We start from the raw sequence: 14,761 nt of genomic DNA, 5'->3' as shown, positions 1-14,761 counted from the left end.
CGGCAACAGCCGGCGGTTTTCCGATGAAGATTCAACTCCGATATTTTGCAAGCGTGCGCGAAGCGCTCGAAACCGCCGACGAATCGGTCGATTTGCCCGACAGCATCGCGACCGTCGGCGACGTGCGCGCCTGGCTGCGCGTGCGCGGCGGCATCTGGGCCGACACCCTCGCCGAAGGCCGCGCGCTGCGCATGGCCTGCAATCACGTGATGACCGATGCCGGTACGCGCATCACCGAAGGTTGCGAAGTCGCGTTCTTTCCGCCCGTCACCGGCGGTTGAGCCGCGCTGGATCGCCGCCAACCACACGACCCGCCAAGCCTCGCCAAGCCGCACAGGAGCCAGAGATGCCCGTTCGCGTCCAGACGGAAGATTTCGACCTCACCGCCGAGGTCGCCGCGTTGCGCGCGCGCAATCCGAAGATCGGCGCGGTGGCCTGTTTTGTCGGCACCGTACGCGATCTGAACGACGGCAGCGCAGTCGAAACGATGGAACTCGAACACTATCCGGGCATGACGGAGAAGTCGCTGGAAGCGATCGTCGTGAGCGCGCGTGAGCATTGGCCGGGGATCGAGGTGCTGATCGTGCATCGGGTCGGCAAGCTTTATCCGCTCGACCAGATCGTGCTGGTGGCAACCACCGCCGCCCATCGGGGCGACGCCTTCGCATCGTGTGAGTTCGTGATGGACTATCTGAAAACCCAGGCGCCGTTCTGGAAGAAAGAGAAGACCGACGAAGGCGAGCGCTGGGTCGATGCCCGTGTCGCCGACGACGCGGCGCTGGCCCGTTGGGGTGTCGAACCGGGCAACCAGGCCGAGGATTAGCGCGCGAGTTCGCGCCAGACACGCTGGAGCAGGCGTGTCATTCGTCCCGCGCTTTACCGATGATCCGTGCCGGAAACGGCTCGCCGCGCGGGCGCGGGGCGTCGTGTGATTCGTCGTCGTCACGCGGACGCTTCGGCGCGACGCGCCCCAGCAACGCCTGCTGCTCCGCCGGAATCTTGTAGTCCCAGCCGAAGCGGCTCAACTGCAAACTCTGCGCGATCCGCAGCGCCGGTTCCATGAAGCGGACTGCCGCAGCCGGCTCATAGCGCGACTCCACCGTATCCAGAAACAGGTACAGCCAGCGGCTGAAATGCTGAGGCTCGATGCCCTCGAGCGGCTGATGCGCCTGCTGCACATTGCCGCGGTATTGCTTTGCGCCCAGCACAAGACTGCCCCAGAACGTGCACATCTTGGGCAGGTGGTCGTCCCAACGGCCCGCCAGCGTCGCGTCGAACACGGGGCCGAGCAACGGGTCGGCCCTCACACGGTCGTAAAAGCCGTAGACGAGCTCGCGAATATTCGCCTCCGTAGGCTCGGCGGCGCGCTCAACAGACGGTGCGGCAGGGAAAGACGGATTCATGCAAATTCCAGATAAGGCGGTTATTCATTGTGAATCGCCACACAGCGCCACAGACCGTCAGGAATGACCTCGAACGGTGCCCAAACGAAAGGAAGTAGGCTGCAAACACCCCGCTTTTCGCATAAATGGCCTATGCGGGAAACGTTACCATTACTGCCGAAAGACAAACACCGACTGTCAGTGCAGAATTATAAAATATGCATAACGCCGGCATCTTAAGGCGAGGCGACGGCCCCAGGCAACCTTTGCGTCAACGCGGTTATTCCCCGGATCGCGGCTTGCGCTCATCGTGACACCCGCACTTATGAGACTGACCGACTATACGGATTACTCAATACGCGTCCTGCTGTACCTCGCCGTCCGTGGCGAAGGCTTGTCGACCATCCAGGACATCTCGGACGCGTACGGAATTTCCAAGAACCATCTGATGAAAGTAGTGCAGCAACTCGGCGAACTCGGCTGGGTGGAGACCGTGCGCGGGCGTAATGGCGGCCTGCGGCTTGCCGAACAAACCAGTTCGTTGACCGTGGGCGAGATCGTGCGGGCCACGGAAAGCGACTTCGCGCTCGTCAGCTGCTTCCCCGACCAGCAAGGTGAGCGCCGGGCCTGTGTCATTACCGCGCACTGCCGTCTGCGCGGCGCGCTCGAGGCGGCACGCAACGCGTTCCTCGCCGAACTCGACCGGTATACGATCAGCGAGGTTGCAGAGCCGCACGGTCCACTGGCCGCGCTGCTTGGCTTAAGCGCGGTCATTCCGATCGTGCCGGTTGCAGCTGCCGGCGGCGCCGTGCCGCTTTCCTGAACCGGGCAGCAAGCTTTCGCGCGTCAAATGTTAAATAGTTGTTGCTGATTGCAAAAAAGCGCTTGAAACCTGCGTAAAACGCCTCAATTTGGTGGTAATTGAAATTGGAGGTCTCTTGATGAGAATCGACAAACTTACCACTAAATTCCAGGAAGCACTGGCCGACGCGCAGAGTCTGGCCGTCGGTCACGACAATCAATATATTGAACCGGTTCATGTCCTGTCGGCGCTCGTCGCCCAGCAGGATGGGTCGGCGCGTTCGCTGCTCTCGCGTGCCGGCGTGCATGTCCAGGCGCTGCAAACCGCGCTGAACGATGCCATCACGCGCCTGCCGCAGGTGCAGGGCACCGACGGCAACGTGCAGATCGGCCGCGAACTGACCGGCTTGCTGAACCAGGCGGACAAGGAAGCACAAAAACTCAACGACACGTTCATCGCGAGCGAGATGTTCCTGCTCGCGGTCGCCGACGATAAAGGCGAGGCCGGCCGTCTCGCGCGCCAGCACGGTCTGTCGCGCAAGTCGCTGGAAAGCGCGATTGCGGCGGTCCGTGGCGGTTCGCAGGTGCATAGCCAGGACGCCGAAAGCCAGCGCGAAGCGCTGAAGAAATACACCGTCGATCTGACCGAGCGCGCGCGGGCGGGCAAGCTCGACCCCGTGATCGGCCGCGACGACGAAATCCGCCGTTCGATCCAGATTCTGCAACGCCGCACCAAGAACAATCCGGTGCTGATCGGCGAGCCGGGTGTGGGTAAGACGGCGATTGTCGAAGGTCTCGCGCAGCGTATCGTCAACGGCGAAGTGCCGGAAACGCTCAAGGGCAAGCGCGTGCTGTCGTTGGACATGGCGGCGTTGCTGGCCGGTGCGAAATATCGCGGTGAGTTCGAAGAACGCCTGAAGGCCGTACTGAGCGACATCGCGAAAGACGAAGGCCAGACCATCGTTTTCATCGACGAAATTCATACGATGGTCGGCGCGGGCAAGGCCGAAGGTGCGATGGACGCGGGCAATATGCTCAAGCCGGCGCTCTCGCGCGGCGAACTGCACTGCGTCGGCGCCACCACGCTCGACGAGTATCGCAAGTACATCGAAAAAGATGCCGCGCTCGAGCGCCGTTTCCAGAAGGTGCTGGTCGATGAACCGTCGGTGGAAGCCACCATCGCGATCCTGCGCGGTTTGCAGGAGAAGTACGAACTGCATCACGGCGTCGATATCACCGACCCGGCGATCGTTGCGGCGGCCGAACTGTCGCATCGCTACATCACGGATCGTTTCCTGCCGGACAAGGCCATCGATCTGATCGACGAAGCCGCGTCGAAGATCAAGATGGAAATCGATTCGAAGCCGGAAGAAATGGATCGGCTCGACCGCCGGTTGATCCAGTTGAAGATCGAGCGCGAAGCCGTCAAGAAGGAAAAGGACGAAGCGTCGCAAAAGCGTCTGCAACTGATCGAAGAAGAAATCGAGCGGCTGGATCGCGAATATTCGGACCTCGAAGAAATCTGGACCGCGGAAAAAGCGGCGGTGCAGGGCAGCGCGCAACTGAAGGAAGACATCGAAAAAACGCGTGCGGAAATCACGCGCTTGCAGCGTGAAGGCAAGCTCGAGAAGGTCGCCGAGTTGCAGTACGGCAAGCTGCCGGGTCTCGAAGCGCAGTTGAAGGAAGTGACCAAGGCCGAAGCCAATGAGCAGAACAACCCGACCCGGCCGCGTCTGCTGCGCACTCAGGTCGGCGCGGAAGAAATCGCCGAAGTCGTGTCGCGTTCCACCGGCATTCCGGTGTCGCGCATGATGCAGGGCGAGCGCGAAAAGCTGCTGCAGATCGAAGAGAAACTGCACGACCGCGTGGTCGGTCAGGACGAAGCGATCAGCGCGGTGGCCGATGCGATCCGCCGTTCGCGTGCGGGTCTGGCGGATCCGAACCGGCCGTATGGCTCGTTCCTGTTCCTCGGGCCGACTGGCGTGGGTAAGACCGAGTTGTGCAAGGCGCTGGCGTCGTTCCTGTTCGATTCGGAAGATCATCTGATCCGTATCGACATGAGCGAATTCATGGAGAAGCATAGCGTCGCGCGTTTGATCGGCGCGCCGCCGGGCTACGTCGGCTACGAAGAAGGCGGTTACCTGACTGAAGCCGTGCGTCGCAAGCCGTACAGCGTGATCCTGCTCGACGAAATCGAGAAGGCGCATCCGGACGTGTTCAACGTGCTGCTGCAAGTGCTCGACGACGGCCGCATGACCGACGGCCAGGGCCGTACCGTGGACTTCAAGAACACGGTGATCGTGATGACCTCGAACCTCGGTTCGCAGGTGATTCAGGCGATGGTCGGCGAGCCGCAGGAAGCGGTGAAGGACGCGGTCTGGGAAGAAGTGAAGCTGCACTTCCGGCCCGAGTTCCTGAACCGGATCGACGACGTGGTGGTGTTCCATGCGCTCGACCGTTCGAACATCCAGTCGATCGCGCGGATTCAACTGCAACGTCTGCATGAACGGCTTGCCAAGCTCGACATGCAACTGCTGGTGTCGGACGCGGCGTTGGAGCATGTCGGCCAGGTTGGCTACGATCCGCTGTTCGGGGCGCGGCCGCTGAAGCGCGCCATCCAGCAGGAAATCGAGAACCCGGTCGCCAAGCTGATCCTCGCCGGCAAGTTTGGTCCGAAGGATGTGATTCCGGTCGAAGTGGAAGACGGCAAGCTGGTGTTCGACCGCGTCGTGCATTAAGCGCGGTTCCAGTCACGCCTGCTGCGCGTAGGGCAGCGCCGACAGGGCGGCGGCGGTTGAGCCGCTCCTGACGGACGAATGAAAAAAGGGCAACGAATCATGATTCGTTGCCCTTTTTATTTGCCGTTGTGCGGCTGAATCAGCGCAGCGGCCGATGCGTTCGGCGTTATGCGGTGCCTTTGCCGAACAGCGACGACAGGCTGCCGAGCGCGCCAAGCACGCTGCTTGCGTTCACCTGGCCTTCGGCGGGCACTTCGCCATTAGGCGTGGCCGCATTGACGACGTGCGGCAGAATCTGCGACAGCAGACCGGTGACCTGATCCGGTTGCACGCCGGCCTTCGCCGCGAGGTTGGTGACGACGTCCGATCCAAGCACGCTGTGCAGGGCGTCGGGCGAGATCGCCTGGTTTTCGCCGTTGCTGACCCACGACGAAACGACGTCGCCGAGACCCTTTTCCTTGAAGCTGCTGATCAGGCCGTTCAGGCCGCCCGGCTGGTTATTGACGAATTCCAGTGCGGCTGAAACGAGGGCTTGCTGGCCACCACCGCCTTCAGGCGATTTGCCAACCAGGGAACCGAGTGTATCGAGTAGGCTCATGACGGTCTCTCTTGAATGCCGACCCGTGTTTGACGAGTCAGCGGGTGAAAACGCCGCGCGGTCGCACGGCGCCGGTGGAAGGAAGGCAACGGGAGCGGGGCGGCGCTTATGTGGCTATCACGCGTACGTTACACGTGACCAGCGCCGCCGTCGGCTGCCGGTGCTCTACCCAGTTTACGCGCCGCCAGAGGCTGCCGCAGCCGATGCAGCCTTGCTTTTCTTCGCCTTTTTCTTCGAAGCCTTGGTGCCGGATGCATCGGCGGGCGCGCTGGCAGCGGCCGCTGTGGCCGGCGCGGACGCTGCCGCATCAGCCGCCTTGCTCTTTTTCTTCGACTTCGAAGCCTTGGTGCCGGATGCCTCAGCTGGCGCAGCCGGTGTTGTCGTCGCGGCCGCGGTAGTCGCAGCAGGAGCCGCTGCCGGCGCCGCCTTGGCGCTCGCGGTGCTACTGGACTTCGCGGCAGCCTTGGCGCCGGTAGGCGGTGTGGACGCGCCGTTGATGGTCAAGCCTGCCGCTTCGAGATTGCTCACCGATTTGGTGCCGAGGCCCTTGACGCGGGTGGCGAGATCATCGGCATCCTTGAACGGGCCGTTCTTGGTGCGTTCGTCGATGATCGCTTTCGCATGCACCGGACCGATTCCCTTCACCGATTCGAGCGCTGTCTGATCGGCGGAATTCACTTCGACGGCCGCTGCAAATCCGGCCGACAGCGACAAAGCCAACGCAACGCAAAGCATCAAAAGCTTCTTCAGCATGGCAAGCACTCCATTGTGGGCAAAAAAAGTTAGCCGCTAAGTGACGACTCTGGACGATTCTGGACGACGCATTCTGTAAGCATTCGCTGCGCTTAAGCATAGGACAAATTGCGCGCCCTTATTTGCAAACGCCGACGATTTATACCGATCGAATCATGACAAGTAAATCAGGGCGGACAATATTTGAAGATTTTGCCTGGCGATTAAGCCGTTCTGAGTTTATCGATTGACGCGGATCACTGTAAATAACGACCACGCGGACAAATGACAGCGCGGCCCACTTGACTTAGAGTGCACTCGAAGTCCTAACCTGAGTTCCGTCATGTCGAAAATGTCAAAAGCGCTCACCATCGGCGAGGTCGCCGAAACGATCGGCGTCTCCACGCATACGCTGCGCTACTACGAACAGGCCGGTCTGATTCGGGCGGTGGGGCGTACGCAGGCGGGGCATCGCCTGTATTCGCCGGCCGATCTCGACTGGCTGCAGTTCCTGATGCGTCTGAAGGCGACCGGGATGCCGATCGCCGGGATGCAGGCGTTCGCAGTGCTGCGGGCAGAAGGTCAGCCGACGGTGGGCGAGCGTCGCGACATGCTGGTGGCGCATCGGGATGCGGTTTTGGCGCGGATCGCCGAGTTGCAGAGCAACCTCGGCGCGATCATCGACAAAATCGCTTACTACGAAGAAGCCGCGGGGCTGCAACCCGCTGCGAGCGCTCCGACACGACAGATCGACGAAACCCAATCGCTTTCGCATTCGGAAAAGGACTCACCATGGAACACGCACAAAACGATCGCTACACCCGGGGCTGGAACAAACTGAAGGAGATCGACGGCTCGACCGGCGAGCAGGTGATTGCCGCGCTTGCCCCGATCGCGCCGGACTTCGGACGCCTGCTGATCGAATTCGGCTTCGGCGATATTTACAGCCGGCCGCAGCTCGATCTGCGCGCGCGGGAGATCGCGACGATTGCATCGCTGGCGACGCTCGGCTGCGCGCAACCGCAGTTGAAGGTGCATATCGAGGCGGCGTTGAACGTCGGCTGCACGCGTGAGGAGATCGTCGAAGTGTTCATGCAGATGGCTCTCTATGCCGGTTTCCCGGCGGCGCTGAACGCGCTGTTCGCGGCACGGGAGATTTTCGAGCGGCATGATCAAGCGTTGGCGGAGCAGGCGTCGGACGTGGCGCAACCGGCCTGAGACAGGAGAGAAGGGCGGCTGCCGGATGCAGCCGCTTTTTATGGGGATCAAGATGCAACTAACGGTCAAGTTTTGCGTGTCGCTTCGGCAATGTGTCGCGGGTGTGGCCTGGAAGCCTGGCTTGCATAAGCGGACCGTGCGGCGATAGTTTTGCACGCTGGCTTCTGCGCTTCGCTCGGACAAGCCAACAAGCCAACAAGCCAACAAGCCAATCGAACCGAACGGCCCATCAAACAGCCGCGTTAAGCAGCCCGATCAAACAACCCCATCAAACAGCCGAATCCACCCCAACCACCGCTCCGGCACGCAAATGCCGCTTGCTCACGCCGCGCCAGTACAACAGCAGGCCGATGCCGGCAATCGCCAGACTCGCCGTATTCGCGACCCAGAACCCGCGCGCGCCGGTGAGCCATTCTGGCGTGGTACCGAAGACGTTGAAACCGAGCACATAGCCGCCGCCCAGCCCCACACCCCACAGCGCGACCGCATAGATAACGGTCGGTACGACCGCCACCTTGTACGCGCGCAGCACGAACGCGGTGGTGATCTGCAACGCATCGAACAGGTGATAGCACACGACGATCAGCACCAGTGGCATCGCCGCCTCGACGACCTGCGCATTCGGCGTATAGCCTTCGATCACATAAGGCCGCAGCACGAGCACGATCACGCCATAACAACAGGCGATCGCCATCGCCATCATGATGCCGTGACGCGACAGCGTGCGCGCCGCTTCCGGACGATGCGCGCCGAGCGCCTGAGCGACCAGCGTCGACGAAGCGATCCCGATCGACAGCGGTGTCATATAGAGCACCGCGCCGATGTTGCCGGCGATCTGGTGGCCAGCTAGTGTTGTTGTGCCGAAGCGCGCAATGAAGAGCGCCATGAACGTGTACGAGGTGACTTCGATCAGGTACGACAGACCCATTGGAATGCCCAGGCGCAGCTGCGCCGCCTGCCGGCGCCAGACCGGCCAGCAGAAGCGCGCAAAGATCGCGAACGGTTTGAACACGTAGACGCGCGTCAGCAGCAGCATCCCAACTAAGGCCAGTCCCCAGTTGATCGCGGTGCTGGCCAGTGCACAGCCCGGCCCGCCGAGTGCCGGCACACCCAGGCCGCCAAAGATGAACCACGTATTGAGCGGAAACTTGAGCAGCAGCGCGCCGATCTGCAGAATCATCACGAGCCGCGGTTTGCCGACCGCATTGGTGATCGAGCTATAGACGCGAAAGGCGAGGCCGGCCGGCAAGCCGAACGCCAGAATCTGCAGGTAGGCGACCGTGCGCTCGTGCAATGCGTCGGGCACGCGCGCCAATTGCAGCACGGGCCCCGGAAAATAGAGAATCAGGAAGCCGATCACGGTCAGCGCGAGCGCGAGCCACAAGGCCTGGCGCACTTCTTCGCCGATCTCGATATAGCGGCGCGCGCCGTAGAGTTGCGCGGTGATGGGTTGCAGCGCGGTCAGGATGCCGGTCAGACCGATGTAGACGGAAATATAGATCGACGAGCCGAGGCCGAGTGCGGCGAGATCGACCGCCGAATAGCGGCCGACCATCGCCGTGTCGATCACGCCGAACGCGATGATCGCCAATTGACCGATCAGCACGGGCCATGCAAGCCCGGCGATTTTCCGTACGTCGGCGAACATGGTCAATCCGGCTTCTTGTGCCAGCTGCGGCGTTTCACGACCGGCGGCTTCGGACGATCGATCCGCACATACAAGCGGAAGCGTTCGTCGCGGTCAGCCACGCGACGGCCTTCCCACACCAGCTTCCACACGAAGTCCGACATCGCGCTCGGGTCGCCGAAGTCCTGGGTGTCCTGCCGCAGGATCACATCGCAATCCTGGTCGAATGAGAAATGCATATCGCCGAAATAGGCGAACGTCGCGATCTGCGCGTTACCGAGCCGCACCGGAGAGATGCAGGTGTAGTCCTCCGGCAGATGGCTGGCGATCTGCTCGGCGACGTCCTTATAGGTCCGGCTGTAGTTGACGACCGGCAGCCACAGCGTCATCAGCAGCACCCACATCAGCGTCGTACCGGCGCTCGAGAGCACCACGCTGCGCCACAGGACTTTCGGATGGCGGGCCAGACGCCATTGCACCAGGACGAACCAGCAGATCGTCACGGCGACCGCGCACACGAACGACAGGATCTTGAACTGCGGTGCAAAACCCGGAGCAAGACGCGCGAGGTTGCGCGCGAGCGGATGCGGAAAACCGGTGAGCCCGGCGATGTACACCAGCCAGACGAAGCTGCCGAGGATCGTGAAGCTCAGCAGCGCGAACCAGTCGATTGCGTTGATCGCGCCGCGTTTGAGCGTTGGCAGCGCGAAGGCGGCCAGCACCGCGAGCGGTGGCAGCAGCAGCATGTAAAGCCGGTTCGACTGATGGCTCTGCAACACGACCAGCACGAGCAGCGGTCCGATCACCGACAGCGGAATCGCCACATGCGGCGCACGCCGCAGGCCCGACCAGCTGAACCATGCCCAGAGCGCCAACGGCCAGGCCGGCCATGTGAAGAGCGGCAGGTTCTTGAGTGCGTAGGCGGCCACCGAGCCGGGCGGCCCGGCGAATGAAGACAGGCTGACGTGCACCCACTGGTTCAGATACCAGACGGCGTCGACGGGAAAGGCGGCGAGCGCGGCGATCGGCCACGCGACCGACAGCGCGAGCGCCACCGGTAGACCGGCCAGCAGCAGCCAGCGCGAACGCGCTTCGCGCACGATCAGCGCCATCGCCAGGGTGCCGAGCAACAGCGCGCCGACCAGCACCGGGCTGCTGGCCAGGGCGACGAGGCCGAGCGCGAAGCCCCAGATCAGCGCGCCCTGGATCGGCTTGTCGATCATCCGCACGAGCCCATAGACGAGCATGGCGATGCCGAAGAACTGCGCCAATTGAGGCGTGGTTTCGTGGCCGCGTTCGGCGAGACCGAAGCAGGCGAGCAGGATCAGCAGCGCGCCGTCGGCGAGGGTGCGGCCGTAGTCGCGCGGCTCCGGCTCGCCGCCGAATGCGTATTTGAACGGCTGGACCTCGGCGCGCCGGCCGAGCAGATAAGCCGCATACCAGACGAACGCACAGGCCGCGCAAAACAGCAGACCCGTAAACACGCGTGACGCGTTGCTCGCGTCGACCCACGGCGCGAGCGCGCGAATCGCCCCGGCACCGAGCCAGTAGCCGAGCGGGCCGTCTTCCGTCATGTACTTGCCGACCAGATTCGGCAGCAGCCAGTCGTGCGCGCTGCCGTTGGCCATGGTCCACATGACGCCGAAGCCGGCTGCGTCCTCGTTCTTCCACGGATCCCGGCCGAACAGGCCGAAGAAGGCGTAGACGATACAGATGGTCAGCAGTAGCCAGCGCGGCAACGCACTGGTCGCGGAGGCAGTGAGGCGAACGACAGGTCTCATGCGGTGTGTGGATATTGGATAAGCGGTGCAGCCTGGACCGGACGGGCTGTCCGGCCGAAATGGCCAATCTGGAGCATCCGGCATTGTAGTCGTGCCGTGCGATGCGCGTCACGGGCGGTAATGGCTCGCAACGTCATGAGGGTTTTTGCAACACGGTGCCGCAACGGTGCGGCCTGGTGCTTACAGGTGTCCGGGATAAGAAGGCAAGGAGGCAGAGACAAAAAAGGGCAGCTCGCGCTGCCCTTTTTTGCTGCTGCTTCGTTGCGGGCCAAAGCCTGCGACGAGGCGGGTATTACTTCGCAGCTGCCTTGCCGGTAGCGCGCGTGCCGAACTTCTTGTTGAACTTCTCGACGCGGCCTGCCGTGTCCATGATCTTTTGTTGGCCGGTGTAGAACGGATGCGATTCCGACGACACTTCGATCTTGGCGAGCGGGTAGGTCTTGCCGTTGAATTCGGCGGTTTCACGCGTCTGGATGGTCGAGCGCGTGACAAACTTGAAGTCGATCGACATGTCGACGAACAGGACTTCGCGGTAATCCGGGTGAATGCCTTCTTTCATGGTCTTTCCTTTAATCTGGCGGTAGCCAACCCGCGAGCAGCCGCTACGAATGCGGACTGCATCTAGGCGCGAGCCACTTGCCTATGGTCGAAAAACGGCGATTATGCCAGAAAATCAGTCGCTTGACGACCTTTCTACCACCTTTTTGGTAGCCGTTCGCCTTGTTTTGGTAGCGTTTTTGTCGCTGCCGCGCCGGTTCGTACCGGCTGGGTAGGCGGGGCGGCAGCCCTTATCCGACGGGCGTTTGCGCGGCGGGCGTCAGATCGGGGCGAATTCCAGTCCGATCCGCGCCGGATCCTGACGGTAATACCGCGCCAGCAACCGGTAGAGCTCGGGATATTCCGCCTCGAACGCCTGCGGCTGGACGAACAGCGCCTCGCTGCACACGGCAAAAAATTCCGATGGATGGTCCGCAGCGTATGGATCGATGAGCGAATCGCGTTCGAAATGCGCCCAGCGCCTGTCCGGCACCGCATCCACTTTGGCGCAGAAATGGTCGTAAGCATGGTCGAAGACGTCGGCCCATGCCTGTGAATCGAGCGGTGCATGCCAGCGGCGGGTGAGCGGCGGATGGCCGTCCGCTTCGCCGGTCAGCATGTCGATCTTGTGCGCGAATTCGTGAATCACGACGTTATAGGCGTCCGGGCCGTCCGTCATCTGCGCGTCTTCCCACGAGAGAATGACGGGTCCGCCTTCCCACGCTTCGCCGCTTGCGTCCTGCTCGACTTCGTGCACCACGCCGTCTTCGTCTTCCACCGTTTTGCGGATCACGAACTCACCCGGATAGACGATCACGCCGACCCAGCCGCGGTACAGATCGAGGCTCAGGTTCAGCACCGGCAGACAGGCCTGCGCGGCGATCGCCACGGTCATGGCGTCGGTTAATTCGAGTTCGTGCGCAGTCGAAAATTCTTTTTGCGCGATGAACAGGCTCGTCAGTTCGCGCAGACGCGCGCGATCCGGCGCATCGAGGTGGGCGAGGAACGGCAGGCCGTCGAGCGTGGTTTGCCAAAGCGCGTCGTCGATCGCGTAGTCGCGCAGCGCGCGGTCGCGGCGGCGCGTGCCGATCCATTGAGTGAGTTTCGAAAGCATGGCCTGATGAAACCCTTAGTCGATCTGTTTTTGCCACGCGGCGAAAAGGCCGCCGCATATCGCGATGCCGATCAGGAAGTAGAAGCCGTCCAGCGAGGTCAGGAAGCTTGCCTGCTGCGCGACCGTCCGGCTGATTTCCACTATCGCAAGCGAATGCGCCTCGGACGGCGAGCGGCCGGCGGCGCTAAAGCCGCTGGTCAGCGCCGCGAGCGAATTCTGGAACAACGGATTGTACGGATTCACGAATTCCGCGAGGCGGGCTTGATGCAGCGCCTGCCGATGCTGTTCGACGATGATCACCGAGGCCGTCGCGAACGAGATCGTCAGTTGCCGCACGATGTTTTTTAGCCGGTAGCCATGCGTGAATTCTTCAATGGCGAAGATTCTAAACGTTAGATTGGCGACCGGCAGCACGATGAACAGTAACAGCAGCCCGCGCAGCAGCATCGGCACGATCAGCGCGGCTTCGCCCACGTCCGGCGACATGCGCGTCATCCACGCCGCGGCGAACGCGGCCACCGCGAAGCCCGGTACGATGATCCACTTTTTGCGCGGCAGGAGCTTCGCGTAACGCAGGTAGACGAACAGCGCGCTCGCCGAAAACAACGACGTCACGCCGACCAGCCGCCCGGCATTCTCGACCGGATAGCCGAGGCCGCTCTCGAGAAAACGCGACGTCAGATAGCTGAACACCGTCGAGATGTAGTAATAGAACATGTACAGCACGAGCCCGACCTGAAACACCTTTTCGCGCAACGCGTGCAGGCGCACCAGCGGCGCGGGATGATGCCATTGCTGGTACGCGAACCAGCCGAGCGCGACGATGCCCGCGACCGTCAGCAGAATCAGTCCTGGCGACGCGCTGAACAGCTGGAACCGCACTTGCTGCATCACGATTTGCAGCGCGCCCTGCGCGAACGCGAAGATCAGGTAAGGCCAGAAGTGTGCTGTGCCGCGCTCCTCCGGCAGGCGGTTGCCGGTGTCGGGCAGGGCGAGCAGGGCAAGGATGGCAAACAGCACGCCGACCGGCGCGGTACAGGCGAACAGCGCGCGCCAGTCGAAATGCGCGACCAATTGGCCGCCGATCAACGGCGCAAGCGCACTGCTCAACACGATCAGCACCAGAAAAGCGCGGGTTGCCGCCGGCCGCTGCTGCGGCGTGAAGCTCATCTGGATCAGGATGCGGCAGGTGCCCATCATCGGGCCGATGAAGTAGCCCTGAAAGCCGCGCGCGAACGCGAGTTCGATCGATGATTCGCACAATGCGGCGGCGACCGCGCCAACTGAATAAAGCAGCATGCAGCCGGCCACGTAGCGCCGGTAACCGAAGCGTTCTACCCACCATTGCTGTTGCAGGATGCCGAGCACGGCCGCCACTGCATAGGCGCTCGACGCCCACACCAGTTCATCCGGCGACGCATTGATGCCGCCTGCAATGTAGCTGGTGAAGAACGAAAAGATCGCGTTGTCGAAATAGTCGAGGCCGGTGACGACGGCCAGCACCCACGGGAAAAAATCGCCACGCAGTTTTTCGACGCTGAACAGCGGCGTGCGGGAAGACGCGGCATTCATGCGGACGGATCCGGGTCGGAGTCGGGCGCAGTGTCGGGCGCGACTTCATCTCGCGTTTTTTTACGTGTTCCCTGCGCGGTGGCGGTCGCCTTGGCGCGTGCGTTGCGGCGCTGCTCGAGTAGCGCGTCCGCGTTTTCTCCAGCGAGGCGCCGTTCGAGATAGTCGAGGTCGGGGCTCAGTTCGGCTCGCAGCTTCTGCGCTTCCTTGAGTTCGCGGCGCATCGTTTCGATGCGGGCATCGAGCGCGTCGACCTGTTCAGAGATGGCGTCGCGAATCTGCTGCAGCGATTCCGTGGAATAGCGATGTCCGCCTTCGACGGGTTCCAGCGGGCGCTTGAGCATTTCGGTGATGCCGTGCAGCGAAAAACCGAGCGAACGCAAGCGCAGAATGCGGCCGAAACGCTTCAGGTCTTCCTCGTCGTACAGCCGGTAGCGGCCTTCGCTGCGGGTAGGCGAGACGAGGCCGCGTTCCTCGTAATACTTCAGCGTGCGCGGCGTGACGCCGAGGCGTTCGGCGGCATCGCGTACGGTAAGCGGAGTGGGTGAGTCCTTCGGCATAAGGTGGCGCAGACATGACGGAGTGATGGCATTGTACTGCAACGTGTACGTTCACGTATAGGTTGCAGTACTAGCACCCATTCTTTCGGGCGAAATCCTGCGGA

The 14,761-nt window shown here is 62.3% G+C and carries 15 protein-coding genes; 6 read left to right on the top strand and 9 right to left on the bottom strand.

Annotated features, from left to right (window positions below; all coding sequences use genetic code 11):
- Nucleotides 1–23: 23 nt before the first annotated feature.
- Both moaD and ACOSV0_RS11565 read left to right on the top strand, forming a co-directional pair.
- Nucleotides 24–281: a molybdopterin converting factor subunit 1 gene (gene moaD, locus ACOSV0_RS11570; protein ID WP_434106335.1), complete on the top strand. Its 258-nt coding sequence runs from the start codon at nucleotides 24–26 to the stop codon at nucleotides 279–281.
- Nucleotides 282–346: 65 nt separating this feature from the next.
- Nucleotides 347–823: a molybdenum cofactor biosynthesis protein MoaE gene (locus ACOSV0_RS11565; RefSeq protein ID WP_434106334.1), complete on the top strand. Its 477-nt coding sequence runs from the start codon at nucleotides 347–349 to the stop codon at nucleotides 821–823.
- 37 nt (nucleotides 824–860) lie between these two features.
- Here the strand turns inward: ACOSV0_RS11565 and ACOSV0_RS11560 are convergent, their stop codons facing one another.
- Entirely contained in the window at nucleotides 861–1,403 is a 543-nt protein-coding gene (locus tag ACOSV0_RS11560; protein WP_434106333.1) for a group III truncated hemoglobin, read from the bottom strand.
- Between the two features lie 304 nt (nucleotides 1,404–1,707).
- On the opposite strand from ACOSV0_RS11560, the gene ACOSV0_RS11555 reads away from it, so the two are divergent.
- Together ACOSV0_RS11555 and clpB are read left to right on the top strand one after the other, a co-directional pair.
- Nucleotides 1,708–2,205 (top strand): Rrf2 family transcriptional regulator, encoded by a 498-nt coding sequence (locus ACOSV0_RS11555; protein ID WP_434106332.1) that lies wholly within the window; start codon nucleotides 1,708–1,710, stop codon nucleotides 2,203–2,205.
- A gap of 118 nt (nucleotides 2,206–2,323) precedes the next feature.
- Complete coding sequence (gene clpB, locus ACOSV0_RS11550) at nucleotides 2,324–4,921, top strand: ATP-dependent chaperone ClpB (RefSeq protein WP_434106331.1); 2,598 nt, start codon at nucleotides 2,324–2,326, stop codon at nucleotides 4,919–4,921.
- Nucleotides 4,922–5,087: 166 nt separating this feature from the next.
- On the opposite strand, the gene ACOSV0_RS11545 is transcribed toward clpB, so the two are convergent.
- Nucleotides 5,088–5,519, bottom strand: coding sequence for a YidB family protein (locus ACOSV0_RS11545; protein ID WP_434106330.1), 432 nt, complete (start codon nucleotides 5,517–5,519; stop codon nucleotides 5,088–5,090).
- 174 nt (nucleotides 5,520–5,693) lie between these two features.
- Entirely contained in the window at nucleotides 5,694–6,272 is a 579-nt protein-coding gene (locus tag ACOSV0_RS11540; protein WP_434106329.1) for a ComEA family DNA-binding protein, read from the bottom strand.
- Nucleotides 6,273–6,594: 322 nt separating this feature from the next.
- On the opposite strand from ACOSV0_RS11540, the gene ACOSV0_RS11535 reads away from it, so the two are divergent.
- Together ACOSV0_RS11535 and ACOSV0_RS11530 are read left to right on the top strand one after the other, a co-directional pair.
- A complete protein-coding gene (locus ACOSV0_RS11535) occupies nucleotides 6,595–7,092 on the top strand; it encodes a MerR family transcriptional regulator (RefSeq protein ID WP_434106328.1) in 498 nt (165 codons plus the stop codon).
- Nucleotides 7,044–7,469, top strand: a complete 426-nt coding sequence (locus tag ACOSV0_RS11530; RefSeq protein WP_434106327.1) for a carboxymuconolactone decarboxylase family protein — start codon at nucleotides 7,044–7,046, stop codon at nucleotides 7,467–7,469. The genes ACOSV0_RS11535 and ACOSV0_RS11530 overlap by 49 nt, the downstream gene beginning before the upstream one ends.
- A gap of 268 nt (nucleotides 7,470–7,737) precedes the next feature.
- Here the strand turns inward: ACOSV0_RS11530 and ACOSV0_RS11525 are convergent, their stop codons facing one another.
- The 6 genes from ACOSV0_RS11525 to ACOSV0_RS11500 form a co-directional block, all read right to left on the bottom strand.
- Complete coding sequence (locus ACOSV0_RS11525; protein ID WP_434106326.1) at nucleotides 7,738–9,117, bottom strand: MATE family efflux transporter; 1,380 nt, start codon at nucleotides 9,115–9,117, stop codon at nucleotides 7,738–7,740.
- A 2-nt stretch (nucleotides 9,118–9,119) separates the two neighbouring features.
- A complete protein-coding gene (locus ACOSV0_RS11520) occupies nucleotides 9,120–10,877 on the bottom strand; it encodes an ArnT family glycosyltransferase (protein WP_434106325.1) in 1,758 nt (585 codons plus the stop codon).
- A gap of 292 nt (nucleotides 10,878–11,169) precedes the next feature.
- Nucleotides 11,170–11,436 carry a type B 50S ribosomal protein L31 gene (locus tag ACOSV0_RS11515; RefSeq protein ID WP_028196650.1) on the bottom strand — a complete coding sequence of 89 codons (267 nt, stop codon included), beginning with the start codon at nucleotides 11,434–11,436 and terminating at the stop codon, nucleotides 11,170–11,172.
- Nucleotides 11,437–11,694: 258 nt separating this feature from the next.
- Nucleotides 11,695–12,528: a M90 family metallopeptidase gene (locus ACOSV0_RS11510; RefSeq protein ID WP_434106324.1), complete on the bottom strand. Its 834-nt coding sequence runs from the start codon at nucleotides 12,526–12,528 to the stop codon at nucleotides 11,695–11,697.
- Between the two features lie 15 nt (nucleotides 12,529–12,543).
- Nucleotides 12,544–14,100, bottom strand: a complete 1,557-nt coding sequence (locus tag ACOSV0_RS11505) for an MFS transporter (RefSeq protein ID WP_434106323.1) — start codon at nucleotides 14,098–14,100, stop codon at nucleotides 12,544–12,546.
- Complete coding sequence (locus ACOSV0_RS11500) at nucleotides 14,097–14,657, bottom strand: MerR family transcriptional regulator (protein ID WP_434106322.1); 561 nt, start codon at nucleotides 14,655–14,657, stop codon at nucleotides 14,097–14,099. The genes ACOSV0_RS11505 and ACOSV0_RS11500 overlap by 4 nt, the downstream gene beginning before the upstream one ends.
- Nucleotides 14,658–14,761: the final 104 nt, after the last annotated feature.

Source organism: Paraburkholderia caffeinilytica (genome assembly GCF_051027425.1).
GTDB lineage: Bacteria > Pseudomonadota > Gammaproteobacteria > Burkholderiales > Burkholderiaceae > Paraburkholderia > Paraburkholderia caffeinilytica_A.
Note: the sequence above shows the minus strand (reverse complement) of the source record. Positions and strands in the feature narration are given on the sequence as shown.